Here is a 19,073-nt window from a genome sequence, read left to right on the forward strand (position 1 = left end):
ATGCAGTTTATATTTTTATTATCAGAAATAAGACGGTACAGTCTATACGATTCAATTATAAAGATTTATAAGTGATAATTTAAAGCAAATATAGAAATAAAAAATATAATAAATCAAAAATAAGAGAATTATTATCTCAATATTACAAAAATATAACACGCCTATGAAAAGCGTATGGAAACTGGGAAAACTGACTTTAACCACCAGATAAAAAGATCAGATAAATCAGGATTAAAATAATTAATGATAAAAATTTATGAGATTTTTAATTAAAAAAAACAGGATCATCAACAAGCAACATCATGAAAATAAGAAGATTAAAAAAAAACAATCATTCCCCTGTTAAAAAAATAAAGCCCCTACAATTTGTAAAGGCTCTGGTCGGAAAAATTCATTCACAGTCAATTTTAAGGGACTGCAATTTATGATCAATATAATTGTTTTATCGTCTCAAGGATTCCGGTTTCGGCGTCTATAAATAGAAAAATACTTCCCTCATCGTGGAATAGATCTCCTTTTTTGATGTCTAGCTGTCCTAAAAAATACAAAGGTTTGTCATTTCTGATGGGCCAATCCGGATTCTGTATCCATTTCGGTGGCTTTGTCTGGTATTTAAAAAGTTCTGCATACCGCTGTTTTATGTATTGCTTCCGGTCAGCTTTTGAAAGGCTTGTATCTTCCGGTACAATATATTTTTCAATAAAACCAGCTTCCGCCTCTATATATTTTGGTTGTGTACTTAGCAACAGGTCATAATCATCGGTAGGTTTTGTTGAAGTAACGAATTGAATTCCTATTTTATTTAAAAACAGCTTTACCGTTTCGTGAGCATTTAAACGTCCTTCAGCATTCTTATAGTCTTGTCCGATTAAATACAGAAATGCCGTTGCCTCCTGTAAGTAGGTTCCGTGCCAATTAATTGCGGAGTCTGAAAGTAATTTTTCCAATGCTGAATTTGTATAAAGCTGCTGTTCAAAATCCTGATCTGAAATTTTCCCTTCAACAAAATCTTTTAAAACCTGTATTTCATCTGCCATTTGCTACTATGCTTTTGAGGAGTATATCCGTTAAAGACCAAATTTATACATTCTGCTGATTTAATCTCTATATAAGGTGTCGCTTTTACAAAATTTTACAGATCAGGCAGCAGTTTATTTGATCTATGGTATAAGAATTAATCTCTGTTACCACTTTTGGCTTGTCTCACACTCTGGTTGTCTTTCTGATTAAATCTATAGACTAAAGTCAGACGATATCGGGCGGCGTTAGGAATGCTGGTTTGGCTGATTTCGTAGTCGGATCCTATGGTTCTGCTGTTTGATTTTCTCAAACCACCCAGGTTGCTCACGTCAAACATAAGTGTTGCTTTGTCTTTTAAGAAGGTTTTGCTCAAACCAAAATCAATACTGTGCAGGGCATCGGTACGGGTTTGGGTAGTGGCATTGGCCCCTCTGAAATTATAAAGAGTCTGGAACGCGAGTTTATTCTTCAGTTTAATCTGGGTACTGATACGGGCGGTCCATGTATTCCCTGAATAATCAAAGCTTTGGTTCTGGTAACTTCCCCGTTCAGCATAGTGAAACAGATTGAGTTCTGTATTGACCTGTAACCATTTTACTGGATTATAGAGCAGGGAAAGTTCAAAACCGTGGCGCGTTTCTTTATTGATATTAACGGGCATGGTAATAAACAAACCATCATCGTTCCGAAAAGTATAATCTTCCATCACTCCGATATTTCGCTGGTAATAGAAGGATGGATTGAACGTAAGATTTTTCCAGTTTTTGAGAAAAGCCAGCTCAAATACATTCGCGTAAGAGGGATTAAGATCCGGATTGCCTATATAACGACTGCTGAGATCAGTCAGTTCATTAAACGGATAAATCATTCCCAGTCTTGGCCTGTTGATCCTTTTGCTGTAGCTCCCCTGCAAAGTAGTTCGTTCATTGAAACGGTAACTGATATTGAGGGTTGGAAACAGTTTATTATATTCTTTGTTGTTGGTGTAACTCCCCTCTCTGTCTTCGATCCCGATACGGGTAATCTCACCTCGCAATCCAGCCTGATAACTTAAAGCTCCCGTCTTTCCGGAAAACTGTACATAAGTGCTCCCGATGAGTTCTTTATATAACAGATGATTATCAATCTGATCAATGATCTCCCAACCCGCAGCATTCTGTTGCTCCGCGATAAAATCACTATTGACTCTTCTATCCTCTATTTTCAGACCGAATTCTAAGGTGGAAGTACTGTCTAATGGCTGCACCATATCTGTCTTGATCATAAAATCTTTACTCTTCCCCATCGAACTTGTCCTGATCATCGGTAAGGTACCGGCCATTGGGAACACTTTGCTGGTGGATAAGTTCCAGTCTTTGTCACTGTCCCAGAAATCGTACTGCATATCTACGGTCAGCTTCTTTCCTGCTTTATTAAAACTCTTGGTATAATTAAATTCGAGTTGGTTATAACTTCTTTTTTCCCACGATTCGCCCGTACGGCTTAGGCTGCTGTCGATAGCACTGTTTTTATTTGAATATAAATAGTTCAGCTCCGTCTTGTCATGGTCATGGGTTGAGTTTCGCATGAAAGCTGCGGTAACGGTATTATGGTCATTGATTTTAAAGTCAGCACCGAAATAGAGTAATTTGGCGTCATCATGTCTGTTTTCATCCTGCCTCTGATCCAGATTAACAGGTGTTCCTGAAAGTCCGGTTGATTGTTTCATCGTGTAAAGTCCAACATAATCTGATAAACGAATACCGTAAGTCGCAAATAAGTTAAGTCTATCGGATTTATAATTTAAGCTGGGACTGATACGGGTTTCATTAGGAATCCCTCCAACTAACCGCAACTGTCCGCTGAACCCGCCTTTCTTATTCTTTTTTAATATGATATTGATAATCCCGGCAGATCCCGCTGCATCGAATCTTGATGAAGGATTGGTGATCACTTCCACACGTTCTACCTGATCCGCAGGAACCTGTTCCAAAGCATTGCCTTGTGTAAGTCCGGTACGGCGACCATCAATTAATACCAGTACATTGCTGTTGCCACGCAGACTGATTTCGCCATTTGGGCTCACACTAACTGAAGGAACAATAGTAAGAAGGTCTGTTACCGCTCCCGACTGTGAAAGAATATCTTTTCCCACTTCAAATACTTTTTTGTCCAGTTTTAGACTGACCGATGAACGTTGTCCGGTTATTGCCACTTCCTGTAATAATTTTGTATCAGGTTCTAAAATAATGGTTCCTACATTGACTTTTTCAGTAAGTGCCAGCTGGACGGGATTACTGATCGTTTGAAAACCCGTAAGGCTATAACTGATCATATAATTTCCTGTCGGAATATTTTCCAGACGGAATATTCCTTTAGCATCAGAAATACCTGCTGCGATGGGTTTGTCCGAACTTTCCTTTACTGTTATTGTTACGTAAGCTGCAGGTGTCCCCGATTTTTCATGAATGATGCCGGTTACCTGGCCATTCTGCGCCCATAAACACGGCGCAGACAGGATGATAATGAAGCTGATTATTTGTTTCATGCTGTAAATTTAAATCGCGGATCTGTCCATCCACCTCAGAAACATCTGAACAACTCCAGAGACTTTCAAACGACCATCGGGTTTTTCAAATTAGCTTGTATATTTACATTATGCATAATTTAATATTTTTATTAACGCTGCTGAACCTATTAGCCACGCCTGTTATCCGTAACGAGGATCCCATCCCTGTCTATAAAGTTGGAGATGATATGACCTGGGCCACTAAAAATTATAATGATAAAAGCTGGACGGAAACAAGGGACAATACTTCTGACAAAATATTCTGGTCACGAACACATCTGGATCTTCGCCCGATGGAAAACAATCTCATGCCTGCCGGCCTTCAAATTGAGTCATTCGGAGCTTTTGAAGTCTACTGGGGCGGTATCCTGATTGGCAAAAATGGACAACTCCCTAAAAATGGAAAACCGGAAATACCGGGAACCGAATGCAGTTATTACAGAATTCCGGAGCATTTGATTTCTCCGGGCCTTCATACAATTGCTATGCGTACTTCTCAGTCCCTGCATCCTGAAATAGAACGAAGTATCAGATTCAGCATCAATAATTACACCGTATTACTGACCGGGCCATTGATCACGATGGCCTATATGAATTTAATGGCGGGAGCCTTTCTGATTGCGGCAGTTTACTACCTTTTTCTTTATCTTAACAGCAAGCAAAGACAGAAAGACATCCTTATATTCGCTACTATCTGCTTTCTTTTTTTTACTTTGCTGATCATGGAATACCTGAAATTCCATGTCGTAATTCCGTATTCTAAGTTTTTCATCCGTCTTGAAATTATCGGATGGCTAACGTTTGCCAACGCGCTATTGGTTCCATGGTACTTTATCATTCAGTTTAATTTTAAGCATGGAAAATGGTTGATGGCTCTCCTACTGCTCACCCTTCTTGTGTTGTATTGGTTCAATTACGGGCACTATGACCTGACTGCCCGGCTTTACAGTTTAGCCATGCTAATAGCCGCTTTTATTGTGGTGCTGAAAGGGATCCTTCAAAAAGAAAAAGGGGGTTTTATTGCGCTGGCCGCTCTTTTGGCAAGTGCTTTAGTCAACAGGTTTGTGGTTTATGATTTTGGCCTGTTCATCAGTTTTATGATTATCGTTTTGTCTATGCTTTATCTTCATTCCATTCGTACGAGTGTCATCGAGGCGGAACATCAACATGCCGTTTTGCTTTCTTCCAGACTGCAATTGGAGCTGCTTAAAAAGAATATTCAACCTCATTTTTTACGAAATACTTTAACGTCTATGATGGACTGGGTGGAAGAGTCTCCAAAGGAGGGAGCCCGTTTCATTCAGGCGCTGGCCTCAGAATTTGATATTATGAACGAAATCTCTGAACAAACCCTGATTCCTGTTCATAAAGAACTGGAGCTCTGCCGGCAGCATCTTACTGTAATGGGGTTTCGTAAAGAAATAAATTATATCTGGGAACAGAAAGGTATCGATAGCACTCAGCTGATTCCCCCGGCAATTATTCATACGCTGCTGGAAAATGGCATTACGCACAGTGAGCCAAACTCTGGAAATACGATTCAATTTGTAGTGCATTATTCTTTATTAAAAGATGTCCATCAATATACTTTTGAGACGGTAGCAAAGAACCGGCAAATCATGACGAACCGAACCGGCGGAAACGGTTTTAAGTATATCAAGGCGCGTCTGACTGAAAGCTACAGCCACAACTGGACATTCGAATCGGGCTCTTCGGAAAACGGCTGGATATCTGTTATTCAAATTTTAAGATCATGAATATACTCATTATAGAAGACGAGGCCAGAATTGCCAAACGTTTGCAACGTATGACGACAGAATTTTTCACGGATAAACCTGTTAATATTACGGTTTGTGATTCTCTGCAAACCGGACTTCGGGAAATTACCCACCAGCCTCCCGATTTGTTGCTTCTCGATCTGAATCTGAATGGCGATAATGGTTTTGAAGTGCTCGAACAAATGGTGGCCGCTTCTTTTCATACCATCATTGTTTCTGCCAATACTGATAAAGCAATTACGGCCTTCGCCTATGGAGTGCTTGATTTTGTTCCCAAGCCTTTTGATGAGGACCGACTTTTTAAGGCATTAACGAGGTTTGTAAGTCCTTCTTTGAAATCTGATGAAGGGATTAAATACCTTGCTGTAAAGAGAACCGGGCAGGTACGTCTTATTGCTATTTCTGAAGTGATCTACATTAAGGGAGCCGGGATTTATACTGAGTTGCATCTTAGCAACGGACACCTTGAGCTTCATGATAAATCGCTTGAACATCTGCAACAGTTGCTTCCTGAAAGGTTTGAACGCATTCATAAATCTTATCTGGCTAATGTTCAACAGATTGAAAAAATCATCATCAATCCCGGTACACGATATGGAGTGCTGCTTAAAACAGGTGAGATTCTTCCGGTAGGCCGCTCAAAATATAAAGAGCTTAAAAATAAGATGGTGTAATGGCTGAGCTCTATGACTTTAATTTACACTAATTTTAATGCTTATTAAACGGTATTCTTAAGATCGTATCCTTACCGGGATCTTCGTCTTGGGTAAGTGCTCTTGTAAAATTTCCAATTTTTTTTTATTTTTTTCCGGCATTTAATTGTCTTCCAAGAACTTTTTATCAATAACATGGTATAATTCTTCAGAAAGTGAAATGGATTCAGTGAATACATGGAGATAATTAACACAATTTTAACTCCAATTATAAAGTCCGGAAGTATTTTTATCAATCGATAAAGCCGTACTTTGCAGTCTTAATAAAACAATGAAAAGATGGGGCTATTTGATATGTTTACGCAGGAGATCGCAATGGATCTTGGAACTGCTAACACCTTGATTATACATAACAACAAAATCGTCATTGACCAGCCCTCGATTGTTGCTATTGACCGCACAACAGGAAAACCTATTGCCGTTGGAGAGCAGGCCAAGCTGATGCAGGGGAAAACCCACGAAAATATTAAAACGGTTCGCCCGTTGAAAGATGGAGTCATTGCAGACTTTCATGCTTCAGAACATATGATCAAGGAATTCATTAAACAGATTCCCGGTATCAGAGGCAGATTTATACAACCTGCGTTGAGAATCGTTATTTGTATCCCTTCAGGAATTACAGAGGTAGAAAAAAGAGCGGTAAAAGATTCTGCACTGAAGGTGAATGCCAAAGAGGTAAAGCTGATCTATGAACCAATGGCTGCAGCTATCGGAGCTGGTATTGATGTTCAGAATCCTGAGGGAAATATGATTATTGATATAGGTGGTGGAACTACGGAAATAGCCGTTATCGCACTGGGAGGTATCGTCTGTGACAAGTCTTTAAAAATAGCAGGTGATGTTTTCACCAATGATATTGCTTATTTTCTGAGATCTTACTACAATTTATATGTCGGGGAAAGAACGGCCGAAAGAATAAAAATTGAAATAGGTTCTGCGCTGGAGGAACTGGATTATCCTTTGGAAGATATTCCTGTCCAGGGAAGGGATATGATCACGGGTAAGCCAAAAGAAATTATGGTGAATTATAAGGAAATTTTCAAGGCACTTGATAAATCGATTATGAGAATTGAAGATGCTGTGATGGAAACCCTTTCCCTGACACCCCCTGAACTTGCAGCGGACATCTACAAAACGGGAATTTATCTTGCCGGAGGTGGTGCCCTTCTGAATGGGCTGGCTGACCGTATACACAGAAAAACAGGATTGCCTGTATGTGTTGCAGAAGATCCTTTAAGAGCGGTAGTACGTGGAACAGGTATTGCCCTTAAAAATATCAATAAGTTCAGATTTCTTATGAGCAGTTAAGCGCTCTGATGATCATAAAAAAGGCTTCAAATCATGCGATTTGAAGCCTTTTAACTTTTAATCTTGTATTTTCTTTATTATTATTCAATTGTAGGGTAAGCTCCGGAATTTTTCTAAAACAGACTTAACCCATACTGCTTTACCAGATCTAAAATCATATGATATCCTGCTGAAGAATTTCCATGCTGGTCCAAAGCCGGACTGAAAACCCCGATCCCCATTCTTCCGGGAACACTTACTGTAATTCCGCCGCCGACTCCTGATTTACTTGGCAATCCTACCGTTCGTGCATATTCTCCACTGAATTCATACATCCCTGCAATAAGCATTTGTGATTCCACCAATTTTGCAACTTCTTCGTTTTTGTACTTTGCATCTCCATCAAAACGAACACATTGATTAGCAAAAAAATATCCGATTTTGGCTAAATCTTCAGCCGTCAGCTCAATAGAACATTGCTTGAAATAATTGTCCAGCTGATCTTCATTGCCTGAGATAAGTCCGTTGTTTTTCATCAGATAAAACATTCCACGGTTGCGGTGTCCGGTAGATTTTTCGGATTCATATACGGATTTACTGTAATCAATCGTCTGATCTTTGGTGATGTAGCGAACCATCTCTAAAATTTTAAGAAATGGCTTTTCACCTTCACCGGAAATTAAGGAAGTGGTAAGAATGGCTCCTGCATTCATCATGGGATTCAGCGGTTTACCTGTAGTTTCCAGGTTGGAAAAATGATTGAAAGGTTTATCGGTTCCGAAATAGCCCATTTTATCAAAGACACCGGACTCGCCTTTTTCATTAACAGCGATCATCAGGGCAATGATTTTGGAGATACTCTGCATGGTAAATTTCTTGTGAACATCTCCCACATTCACCACTCTCCCATTTTTCTCTACCACTGAGAAAGCAATGGCTTTGCCATCCATTTTTCCCAGTTCAGGAATATAATCCGCCACTTTCCCCTGGGTGGAATACGTTCTGTTTTTTTCAAGAATGCTGTTTAACGTTTTTTCAGAAATGGTGGAAATATCTGCAGCCTTCTGAGCATACATGATGGTATTAAAAGAAAGAAAAGCTGCAATATAAATTCCTTTTGCAGAAAATAGGAAACTGTTGTTATTCATAAAGGTATTTTCGGCTAATATCTGATCATCAACTCCGAAAAACAAAGATAAAGTATTTCACGGATTACCCGCAAATCTCCCGACCATAGGATCAGATAAATAGATTTGATAAGATTACGTATTTCTACCCAAAACCGTAATTGGTCATTTGTACGCTACCACAGATTCTCTCTTATTTGTTACTTTGAGATAGAAATCAAAGCTTAAAAAGGGAGAATCAAATCGTATTCTGATGTACTTCCAAAAAGCCATTATAAAAAAACTAACCAACCAAAATACATTCAACATGGAAACATCCAACGTAAGCGGAATCGCCAACTCATCCGGTCAACTTCAATTGGGTAACGGCGCTCAGTTCTGGGTTTATCTTTCCCCTCAGAACAATACCTCTACAATGATTTCAACATGGCGTGTGACTTTTTCACAAGGCAACTGGAGTGATGTCATTTCAAGTGAAAATCCTACTAAACAAATTCAGACGCCTAATCTTTCGGGCATTTTTGATATTAAAGTAGAATTATTAAGCGGATCAACCGGCACATGGCGTCAGATCCCTCCTCAGAAAGGCAGTTATAATGAAATTGGCTGTAATTCCAACTGTGCCTCAATGGTAGGTATTGTTGCAGACAGTACTACCCCTCCTCCCGGTGCCATTAATGCGCATTTCTGGACCACTTGGGATGCCATGTGCAAATCTCACTAGAACGAAAAAAGTCTCAATCATAACCAGTCCATATCCTTCAATTGCCGGCCGTTTTTTTTGCGAGTTATAGTGCATGATGTAAAACTCGTGTGTTTAAACCTTTCGAAAAATACGGCCGGTAATTGTGCATCATGTACAAAACTCAGGGAAGCAAATTTGGAATCAATTTCATTGATCCCGAAAAAGCAAATGAGAACATATCGCCTATTTTAAAATTTCACGCAGATTAATCAGATGATGCAGATTTTCATGTTTGTGGATCTGCGCGGTCTGCATGATCTGCGAGAATAAAAATAAAAGTACTTAAAAAGCTTTTATGATCATCATTTAATTCGTGATGAGTACGCGGATTTTACAGATAAAAAAACTAATACCTATGAAAACAGAAAACTACGACGTCATCGTTATTGGTGGCGGAGCCATAGGCCTGGCTACTGCCTACCATCTTGGCCAACGAAAGGCTAAAACCTTAGTACTGGAACAGTTCACTTTTGTGAATCAGCTTGGAAGTTCTGCCGGAGTTTCCCGCCAGTTCCGGATTCCCTATCCGGATGAATATATGGTAAAGATGGCTCTTGAGGCCCAACCGTATTGGGATGCCCTGGAAAAGGAAGCTAATAAATCACTGCTTGATAAAGTAGGCACTCTCTGGTTTGGAGATCCGGAAGTACATTCCACTGAAGGAAATATCGCTGAAGCTGAGAAAGCACTCCAAGCTCTGGATGTTCCCTATACTACCCTGACATCAAAAGAAATTGAGGAGAAATACCAATTTAAAAACTTACCGGAAAACTATACGGGACTGTTTCAACCGGATGGTGCCAGTATTAATTTTAAAGCGACGATTGAAGCGCTTCTAGACCTTTGCAAAAAAGAGGAAACCGTTCAGTTAGAAGAAAACTCGCCAGTACTTGATATCAAACAAATGGGAGAACTCTTCGAAATCACGACTCCCAACGGAATTTATATCGCTAAAAAATTGGCCATCATTCCCGGACCTTATATCAACAGTGTGATCAACTTACTTGATTTTAAGATAGAAGCCACCTACTGGAATATGTCTTCGGCTTATTTTAAAAAAACGGATCCCACGATCCAGTATCCAACCTGGTTTGTGTTTCAAAATGCAATAGGTGAAAACGGGAATCAGTTTTATGGTTTTCCTTCGGTAGATTGGGATCATCCGGAATATATCCGGGTAGCACCGGACTTTGTGATTACTCCTTTGGAAGAACCCAGTGACCGGACATTAATTCCGAATCCTCAGGAGCTGGCCTATACTTCTGAATGGGTACAACAGCATATGACAGGACTGAGTACAGAACCTGAATATACCTCAACCTGCCTTATTGCCCTGAGTACGATACCGAATAAGGAACTGTTGATTGATTTTGCCCCGAAATATGTCCCGAATTACAAAAACATCGTGGTATATGCCACCGGATGGGCCGCAAAATTCACTCCTTTCTTAGGGAAAATCATGTCTGACCTTGCTTTGGACGGACATACGGATTTTGATATCTCGCATTTCCAGTTAGGACGCAAATTCTTTAAATCTATTTAAAAAACGATTACATCATGAATAAAAATACACCGTTAAATACAGGAAAACATCCTGATCTAAAAATAGAAGTCGCCATTATTGGTGCCGGAACTTCCGGGTTATATACTGCTTACCGTTTGGTAACGGATAAAAAATACAAAGCAAGGGAAGTCCAGATTTTCGACATGAACCATAAGCTGGGCGGAAGGCTGGAATCTGTGGTTATGCCGGGAATGAATTTCTGGGGTGAATTGGGCGGTATGCGGTATCTGACTTCTCAGGAAATTGTAACGACCTTGATTGAAGGGTATCCTCTTACCGAAGAAGATCCTGCGAAGCGTATTCCTGTTCTGAAAGATAGGATGACTCCTGTTGCATTTCCAATGGGGGATCCTTCAAAACTATTAATGTACCTCCGGAAAGACCGCTGCAAACAGGATGCCTGGAATGTAGCTCAGGATGAAGGTAAAAAACTGGCCACCCGCTATTACCTGAATGACGATGATGATGGTTTCAGTTCAGATCAGCTGTTTAACAAGATTATTTATGAGGTTTTAATGGCAGATCCATGGGTGGCTGAAACGTATAAAGATAAAATCATCAAAGGAGATGGCATTTATGATTATTCTTTTAAATTAACCAGCGAAGACTGGGATGTAATCAAACCCCGATTGGTTTACAATTTCCCGAATTCTCCCTATGATCAGCGCAAAGTGAATGATTTAGGATTCTGGAACCTGATTAAAGATCAGATTTCTCAGGAGGGCTATGAATTTGTAGCGAATGCCGGCGGCTATTATTCCAATACCATCAACTGGAACTCAGCGGAAGCTTTTCCTTATATGGTAGGAGATTTTTCTGCGGGAACCATTTATAAAACGATTGAAGAAGGCTATGACAGTATCGCTTATGCAGTGGCGAATTCTTATATGGATCATGAAGGGGCATGCATCTGGTCTGAAAATAAGCTGCTTACTTTCACAAAAGAGCATTCTTTAACCAATACTCACAAATACCAGCTGACTTTTTTAAATCTGAAAACGAACACGACATGGAATGTGTATGCGAATACCTTGATTCTTGCCATGCCAAGAAAATCGCTGGAGCTTTTGGATCAGAATAATTTCTTTTTCAATACCAACGAGAATTCAGTATTGAATACCAATATCCGTTCTGTGATCATGGAACCCGCATTTAAAATATTGATGGGTTTTGAATATCCGTGGTGGAAGGAATTACAGATTGATTCCGGACATTCCATTACGGACCTACCGATGAGACAGTGTTATTATTTCGGGACAGATCCTGAGACGAACAATTCCATGCTGCTGGGAAGCTATGGAGATATGGAAACTGAGACGTTCTGGAAAGCGTTAACCGATGATCAACTGCTTTTCGAGGTAAGAGCTGCTAAATCTGCTTCGCTGAAAGAACTGCACCAGCTGGATGATGTTCAGGCCACCAAACTGATGGTTGATGAACTGATGACTCAGCTTCGTGAGCTGCACGGTCCGGACCTCACAATCCCGGAACCTTATGTGACTTATTTTAAAGACTGGACGGATGAGCCTTTTGGCGCAGGATACCATGCGTGGAAAGCCGGCTACTCTGTTGAAAAGGTAATGCAGTATATGAGAAAGCCTGTAGCGGATGAACGCATTCATATTATCGGAGAAGCTTATTCTGATCAGCAAGGCTGGGTGGAAGGTGCTTTCTGCGAAGCGGAAAAAATGCTGCAGGAACATTTTGGCATGGATCGCCCGATCTGGCTGAGCCCTACTTATTATATGGGATGGTAGATTGAGCAAGTAATTGATACCGTATAAAAACCGCCTCCTATTTAATATGAGGCGGTTTTTTATACTTTAAATAACACTACACTCCTCTAAGATGATGACTGAAAATTATGAACATCGGATGATTAAAAATAAAAATGTTAAAAAAATGTTAAAATAAAATATTGTATTTGTATGTATTTTTTATATCCCTACATTAGATTCATAAAAGTTGCTTTCATCACCTGCGATTATATAAAAAGTCGTGATCTATAGAAAGAGACTACCATGAAAATACTATAAACCTGATCAAGGATATCTTCACCGATCTACTTATCCAAAAAAAAATCAATCAATAATTAAAGACCTATGCAAAGCGACACCTATTATATTTTTACTTTTTAATTCACAGTTTGTTGAAAAATATACTTTTCAAACCCTATGAAGAATAAATATTTTCCCAAATTGACCAGCTAGAGATTATAAAAACACCTGTTAACACTAAAAACACACGATAATGAAAAACAAAATTCTCTTCCCATTATTCCATGCAACCTCCACTTTTACGCCGGGGATTTCTTCGCTACCGCATTATTTCAGTAGTACTTCCGGAGATCTTCTTCCTTCTTTTTATAAAAAATATCAGGAAACAACTTCGTGTATTTCCTTTTCAAGATCCTGGTCTTTCCATCCGGGGAAGAGACCTGACTATGTTTAAAAGTAGTTCATTCATCCAAAACCATACAAATCAATGAGTTGAATAAAAAGCTCCTTGATTTATATCTACCTACAGGCTTTTCACGGCCCCCCATGGGCCAGAAGAGATTATGTGACGGATGGGCGCATACGATAGTGATCAACCTCTTATGGTAAAAGATTGAATGTTATCCAAAAGGTAAAAAAACCAGTCCGGGCCTCCTTTAAAATAAAATATACTCCAACTTAATAAATGAATGAATTATTGCACAATTAGGGATTGAAACAAATATTATAATTTACCTGTTGTTCCCATCATCTTAAAATTATTCATAATAACCCCAAAAAAGTATCCCAAACCGTAGATTATTATTCAACCGGCAACACAGGGAATGAGCCGAAAACCGATAATCCCTCTTAAGAACACTAAAAAAATATATCACTATGCATTTCACTCAAAAAACCGATCCTTATTCTGAATGTAGGCTCCTTCTCTTTTCCGTATCTAAAACACGAATAAAAACCGATGCGACCCCGTTGGCCAGAGATCTCAGAACAGGCTCCAATCATATTAATGCTCCTCCAATTATATCATGATCGTCAGAAATGCTTATGCTGCATTTCCCGTCTACGGAATGCAGGGTTCCCATGCATAGGAATTATCCAATGCGTAGGATTTTCTCACAACAGAAAGCACCAGGAGCACCGAGACCGTACCACCGGGTGATGCTGATCGCATTGTATACCCGGCCGGAAGAAACCTTTATTTTGAGTAAAGGTTTCCTATGAACATTATACTTAATTATACAGGCTTTACATCATACCATCGGAGCAGATCATCCTTACGGGATCGCTGACCTGTTTGTATTGATTTCCTACCGGAGGGCTGCGTAAGCCTCAATTCACCTTAAAAATTTTAATGATGTCAAACAGAATTCATTCCAATGCATTTAATTTTGATTCAAGCATGAACGCAGGAGTTGATCCGCGCACCGGACAGTTTTCCTGCAGTGTAGATCTGGTTAGCCTAACTCCTTACAATATGGACCATGACGGCGTAACCGTTACTCTTTCCTATGATCCACTGAGTCCTGGAATCGATCCTACTGCCATCGGCCGAGTAGCAGAACGACATGAAGAAGGTTTCGGTCATGGCTGGAAACTAAACCTTTCTACAATAGAAATAGAGAATCATGATGTTAACCGCCCAACAAGCGTAAACCTTCATAATGGGACGAGCTTTGAAATTGAGGGCAGACCTGCCATTAACGAGGACGCCATACTGAGGGATAATAAAATAGAAAATATAAGAGTCAGAAGAATATCACCAACCCGCTTTGAAATATGGTATAAAAATGGAATCGTAGAAACCCTTGACAGCTATATAGAATATTGGAGTGGTCGAGATCCTCTTGCAATTAAATTCAGATGTACACAGATTCGTTTTCCCAACGGAGAATTTTTTACCATTAGATGGCATGCGAATCGTTATGTTTTAATGGAAATTACCTCTAATATTTATGGCCAAGTCTATTTAAGTGCTGTTGTAGATGGACGGCATCGGATAACAAACTACAGATACCCCATAGAAAACGGATTTGCTACAGTAATAATTAGTTATCGTAATGGCGGTCATGACTTTGGATCTATCATACAGCGGATTAGTCTTCCTTCTCCTCATGTAGATTTGCAGCAACGAGGCCATTATTTTCAATATGTGTTTCGGTTTCAAAGTCGATCTCAAAGTGCATCATATTGTTTAATCTCACGGTATGAAAATCCTTTAGGCTCTCATGAAAATATATCTTATCACAATCAAGGGCATCAGGTTTCAAATAATGATTTTATCCCCGCAGTTTCTCAGCACGAAATATGGCCCGGCGGGCCTGCTAATCACCGCGTCATCCAAAAAAGGTACAGCTACAGCACGAATAATTTCATGGGATTTGACAGGAACGCTCAACATCAATCGGGGACCGATAATCTTTATCTAAGAACCACTACCTATAATTATGAATCTACGGAAACATTGACCACCAGCAATAACATTATTCTTGAGGCTATTCATCGAACCTACAACCGTTTCCATCTTCTGACAAACGAAGTCACCACCAGAGGAATCTGTAGAACCACTAAACGCCTGGATTACAATGAAATTACCGGTGTCAATTTCTTTGGACAACCGGGTAACCTACAGTTCCCCAGAAGTTCACAAGTCACTTTCCGGGATTTGCGAAGCGGAACGGAACGTACGGAAACAGAATTGATGGAAACGGACAACTTTGGCAATGTTCTTTCGAGTACAGATTCTTCTGGCGTTACCAAAAGGTATGCTTATTTTCCCGCAGCGGGTACTCCGGGCCAATGTCCGGCTGATCCTTTACGATTTTCACGGTTTTTACGGGAACTCAGGGTGAGCCCTGCGGGAGGGATTACCCCGGTAGCTCCGGATAAGGTCATTGCCTATACTTATGAAAGTTTTCCTGGTGCTCCTAATGTAAATCACCGTTTCATAGCCAGAGTGACTGAAAGAATCAATGGGATATCAGTGACCAACTATACGTATCTTAACGGGGCAAATAGCTGGGCAGGACTGATACTATCCGAAAATCATACGATCAATAATTTTACTACTCAAAAGCAATATCACTATAGAGATCAAGATGGGAATAGAATAACAACGACTACCACCACAGGATTTGACAGGACAGCCACAACGGAAATTTCTGCCAGAAATTTGCATACGGGTAACGAGGTTTCCTTTACTGATGTTGCCGGAGTCCGTAAACGGTTTGAATATGATGCATTGGGCCATATGAGTGCCGAAATTCTTGAACTTGAGGGAGGACGTGAAACCAGGCGTGTATTTATTTTGGAGTTTAGAGCGAGAACCTTTGTAGAACTAACAATAGAGCCCACAGGGCAAAGGTATCAGGAGGAGTATGACGGAATGAGCCGTTTGATACGAGTTCACCAACTCATGAATAATGACCCCAGCCAAGACTGGCTGGAACACCGGAGCATAGAGTATAACGAACTGAGCCAGATGACTTCAGAAATTGAACGCACCCGTGTAAGAGATTCAGGGGCTTCTAGTGACCGGATTGTATCGAACCGGACAGGCTATAGCTATGATGGATGGGGGAACGTAGCAGATGTGCAACCTCAACTAGGCAGGAGAACTGTCTATGAACATAATCCTATTGCCAATACCGTCTTGACAAATATCTGGAACAGAGGAAGCCATCGGTCCCATCTGAACCGGTTTGGAGAAGAAGAAAGAGTCGAGTTCATATTCAACACCAACCCACCAGGCGGAATATATAGTGTGGAAACAGCCACTTATGATGGATTTGGAAGAATAATCTCAGAAACAGATGCCGAAGGAAATACCACCCGCTTTGGATATGATGAATTTGACCGGATTACTTCTAAAATAATGCCGGACGGAACTTCTATTGCCATGATCTATGCTGGATTCAGCTACGAAAATTACATTGAGTCAATATCGGTTAACAATATTCTTTTTGGATCGCTGCAATATGACGGACTGGGCCGGGTGATCCGCAGTACGGTGGGAGGAAGAACTACCCAGTTTAACTATGCCCGTCCAGGTGATTCTAAACCCACACGCATTACAGCCCCGGATGGAAGCGTACGGGAGATGACGTACAACCGCTTTCTGCAGGATGCTCTTACCCGAATACAAACAGCAGGCATGGCTGATCATACCATCTCTTATGATAACGTGCTTTCGACAATGGAGCAGGCACAAAATGATAATCAGACGACATCCTATAGCTATGATCGTGATCAGAACCATATCCAGGAAACTGCCCGCTCCCAAGGATTTACCCGCTCTGCCACACACCAATATTCCAGCAGCGGTATGCTGCAGTCCATTCAAGATCCCCATGCTAATATTGAAGGTTACTTTTATGATCCGGCACTTCCCCGTCTGATCCGCACCACCAAGAGGCGCGTAACGACTACTTATACCTACGACGGTACTTCGGAAAATTTAAGCCATATCCGTTCTTTGAATTCTGATACAGGTCGAGAAACGACGATCCAATTCGTATATGATGATTTTTTAAGAGAAAACGTAAGGATATTTTCCTTCTTACCTAATGCTCCTATGCAAGTGAACACCTTTTACAACCGGAATAACCAGATCGTCCGAAGAAATACTACCCAAGGAGGAAGCGGTGTATTGACGCAGTTTTTCGAGTACGATCGCAATTCAAGACTAACCGTGTATCATACACAGGGAACTCTACGGCCAACAGATCATACCGGCAGATCATTCTGGAGGCAGAATTTCAGTTATGATCAATGGGGAAATATTACAACACTGATCACTCAATATAATAATGGTCCCGATGAAACCACTACCTATACCTATGATTCAACCGATCCTACGCAGCTGGTAAGTATTACCACAGGTAATTCCAACCCCATTACCCTGGAATATGACGCCAACGGAAGGCTCATACGGGACGAAAAGGGGCAACAACTGATCTACAATAACCTTGATCAACTGATCCGGGTGAATAATCCGGATGGGACCGAATTATGTACTTATTTCTATGATGCCCAGGGTAACCTGATTGAGCAACAGGCTAATGGAGTAATTAACAGACGTTTATATACGCTTGGTGAGCTAAGCAATATGCAGTTTGGAGACAATTTTATCAGTTACATTAACGGAGCAGAACAAAGGATAGGACAAACCAGTAATATAGTAGGACAAAACATTCATGTACCTACAACCACATTATTTGGCAACGATATTGATGATACCTTACGTGTTGATATTACCCACAATAACCAAACAGTTTTCGCCTATACTCCTTATGGCTACAGGCACCAAGCTTCCTTACTACCCGGTTTTATTGGTGCTATCGTAGATCCGGTGACAGGATGGTACTTTCTGGGCAATGGCTACCGGGTGTACAATCCTATCCTGATGCGTTTTCATACTCCTGACAGCTGGAGCCCTTTTGGAGCAGGAGGGATCAATCCTTACATCTACGCAAACGGTGACCCGATTAACAGCAGTGATCCTTCAGGGCATATGTCTACCGGAGATATTGTCACTGTAACGGTTGCCGCAGTAAGCCTGGCCCTAACCCTGGTCGGAGGAATTGGAATAGTAGTCAAGGGAGTTGCCGTGATCGGAAGGTTTCTTTCCCGGATATTCCGTGTCGGCAGGAAAGCAAAAAGTATGGCAAAGGTCATGTCAAAAGCGGCAAGCAAAGCAGGCAAGCCAAAGGTAAGCACTCTCTCAAAGGTTAATAATACGCTTTCTGTGATGAGCGACACCTTATCGATCGTCAATATAGTGGTCCCCGATGAAAGAGTTAGCAAAGTTTTAACCTATGTGGAAGGGCTGCTTGCTGGCGGGATAGGCATATTCAAGGGAATTGTACGAATGGCTGCAAGGTCATCCGCTTCACGAGTAAGAACAACCTTAGCAGGCGCTAAAGGCACGATCAGTAAAAAGAAAAGGGCGAAGAAAATAGCAGGGACTGCGTTTGATATCGGGGAAGGGCTGCTGCATGGCGAAGCTTTCACCATGAATTTACTCGATGATTTTGGGGTCATTGAGAGAAATGATTCAATAGAACTTTCTGATGAATTGATTGAATATATAAGAGCAGGAGGAAATGCCGGAGGCCTGGGCGTTAATCTCGATATCAATTTTGCGGTTGACCCTGGAAATGTTAATCAAAAGCCAGCAAGAAATTCCCTGCAAGGGGGAAGGGCTCCTATCACAGGAAGAAGAACCTGGAAAGTTCACCGGTAAAATGTTGGGATCAAAATACACCTGTAAAACATTAAAATTAAGGTTTTACAGCT

General features: G+C 40.6%; 11 protein-coding genes. 8 read left to right on the forward strand and 3 right to left on the reverse strand.

Annotated features, from left to right (window positions below):
* Positions 1–428: 428 nt before the first annotated feature.
* Together BW964_RS04670 and BW964_RS04675 are read right to left on the reverse strand one after the other, a co-directional pair.
* Positions 429–1,037, reverse strand: a complete 609-nt coding sequence (locus BW964_RS04670) for a hypothetical protein (protein WP_076505092.1) — start codon at positions 1,035–1,037, stop codon at positions 429–431.
* 137 nt (positions 1,038–1,174) lie between these two features.
* Entirely contained in the window at positions 1,175–3,547 is a 2,373-nt protein-coding gene (locus tag BW964_RS04675; protein ID WP_076505093.1) for a TonB-dependent receptor, read from the reverse strand.
* A gap of 110 nt (positions 3,548–3,657) precedes the next feature.
* On the opposite strand from BW964_RS04675, the gene BW964_RS04680 reads away from it, so the two are divergent.
* The 3 genes from BW964_RS04680 to BW964_RS04690 all read left to right on the forward strand — a co-directional run bounded on the left by BW964_RS04680 (position 3,658) and on the right by BW964_RS04690 (position 7,367).
* Positions 3,658–5,325, forward strand: a complete 1,668-nt coding sequence (locus BW964_RS04680; protein ID WP_076505094.1) for a histidine kinase — start codon at positions 3,658–3,660, stop codon at positions 5,323–5,325.
* On the forward strand, positions 5,322–6,020 hold the full coding sequence (locus BW964_RS04685) for a LytR/AlgR family response regulator transcription factor (protein ID WP_076505096.1): 699 nt from the start codon (positions 5,322–5,324) through the stop codon (positions 6,018–6,020). Before BW964_RS04680 ends, BW964_RS04685 begins: the two co-directional genes overlap by 4 nt.
* 318 nt (positions 6,021–6,338) lie before the next feature.
* Positions 6,339–7,367, forward strand: a complete 1,029-nt coding sequence (locus BW964_RS04690; protein WP_073334649.1) for a rod shape-determining protein — start codon at positions 6,339–6,341, stop codon at positions 7,365–7,367.
* A gap of 113 nt (positions 7,368–7,480) precedes the next feature.
* Here BW964_RS04690 and glsA read toward each other — a convergent pair whose 3' ends face one another.
* Positions 7,481–8,494 (reverse strand): glutaminase A, encoded by a 1,014-nt coding sequence (gene glsA / locus BW964_RS04695; protein ID WP_076505476.1) that lies wholly within the window; start codon positions 8,492–8,494, stop codon positions 7,481–7,483.
* 286 nt (positions 8,495–8,780) lie between these two features.
* On the opposite strand from glsA, the gene BW964_RS04700 reads away from it, so the two are divergent.
* From BW964_RS04700 to BW964_RS04715, 5 genes are all read left to right on the forward strand, one after another.
* Positions 8,781–9,197, forward strand: coding sequence for a hypothetical protein (locus tag BW964_RS04700; protein ID WP_076505478.1), 417 nt, complete (start codon positions 8,781–8,783; stop codon positions 9,195–9,197).
* Positions 9,198–9,573: 376 nt separating this feature from the next.
* Positions 9,574–10,761 carry an FAD-dependent oxidoreductase gene (locus BW964_RS04705; RefSeq protein ID WP_076505098.1) on the forward strand — a complete coding sequence of 396 codons (1,188 nt, stop codon included), beginning with the start codon at positions 9,574–9,576 and terminating at the stop codon, positions 10,759–10,761.
* Positions 10,762–10,775: 14 nt separating this feature from the next.
* Positions 10,776–12,539, forward strand: coding sequence for a flavin monoamine oxidase family protein (locus BW964_RS04710; RefSeq protein ID WP_076505100.1), 1,764 nt, complete (start codon positions 10,776–10,778; stop codon positions 12,537–12,539).
* Positions 12,540–13,032: 493 nt separating this feature from the next.
* Positions 13,033–13,233: a hypothetical protein gene (locus BW964_RS22320; RefSeq protein ID WP_123911911.1), complete on the forward strand. Its 201-nt coding sequence runs from the start codon at positions 13,033–13,035 to the stop codon at positions 13,231–13,233.
* A gap of 900 nt (positions 13,234–14,133) precedes the next feature.
* A complete protein-coding gene (locus BW964_RS04715; RefSeq protein ID WP_076505102.1) occupies positions 14,134–19,020 on the forward strand; it encodes an RHS repeat-associated core domain-containing protein in 4,887 nt (1,628 codons plus the stop codon).
* Positions 19,021–19,073: the final 53 nt, after the last annotated feature.

The sequence above is a fragment of the Chryseobacterium shigense genome (assembly GCF_900156575.1).
Classification (GTDB): Bacteria; Bacteroidota; Bacteroidia; order Flavobacteriales; family Weeksellaceae; genus Chryseobacterium; species Chryseobacterium shigense.

Excerpts from the sequence above, each read along its gene's own strand:
- BW964_RS04670 (WP_076505092.1), bottom strand. The coding sequence starts at position 1,037 with ATGGCAGATGAAATACAGGTTTTAAAAGATTTTGTTGAAGGGAAAATT.
- BW964_RS04675 (WP_076505093.1), bottom strand. The coding sequence starts at position 3,547 with ATGAAACAAATAATCAGCTTCATTATCATCCTGTCTGCGCCGTGTTTA.
- BW964_RS04680 (WP_076505094.1), top strand. The coding sequence starts at position 3,658 with ATGCATAATTTAATATTTTTATTAACGCTGCTGAACCTATTAGCCACG.
- BW964_RS04685 (WP_076505096.1), top strand. The coding sequence starts at position 5,322 with ATGAATATACTCATTATAGAAGACGAGGCCAGAATTGCCAAACGTTTG.
- BW964_RS04690 (WP_073334649.1), top strand. The coding sequence starts at position 6,339 with ATGGGGCTATTTGATATGTTTACGCAGGAGATCGCAATGGATCTTGGA.
- glsA (WP_076505476.1), bottom strand. The coding sequence starts at position 8,494 with ATGAATAACAACAGTTTCCTATTTTCTGCAAAAGGAATTTATATTGCA.
- BW964_RS04700 (WP_076505478.1), top strand. The coding sequence starts at position 8,781 with ATGGAAACATCCAACGTAAGCGGAATCGCCAACTCATCCGGTCAACTT.
- BW964_RS04705 (WP_076505098.1), top strand. The coding sequence starts at position 9,574 with ATGAAAACAGAAAACTACGACGTCATCGTTATTGGTGGCGGAGCCATA.
- BW964_RS04710 (WP_076505100.1), top strand. The coding sequence starts at position 10,776 with ATGAATAAAAATACACCGTTAAATACAGGAAAACATCCTGATCTAAAA.
- BW964_RS22320 (WP_123911911.1), top strand. The coding sequence starts at position 13,033 with ATGAAAAACAAAATTCTCTTCCCATTATTCCATGCAACCTCCACTTTT.
- BW964_RS04715 (WP_076505102.1), top strand. The coding sequence starts at position 14,134 with ATGTCAAACAGAATTCATTCCAATGCATTTAATTTTGATTCAAGCATG.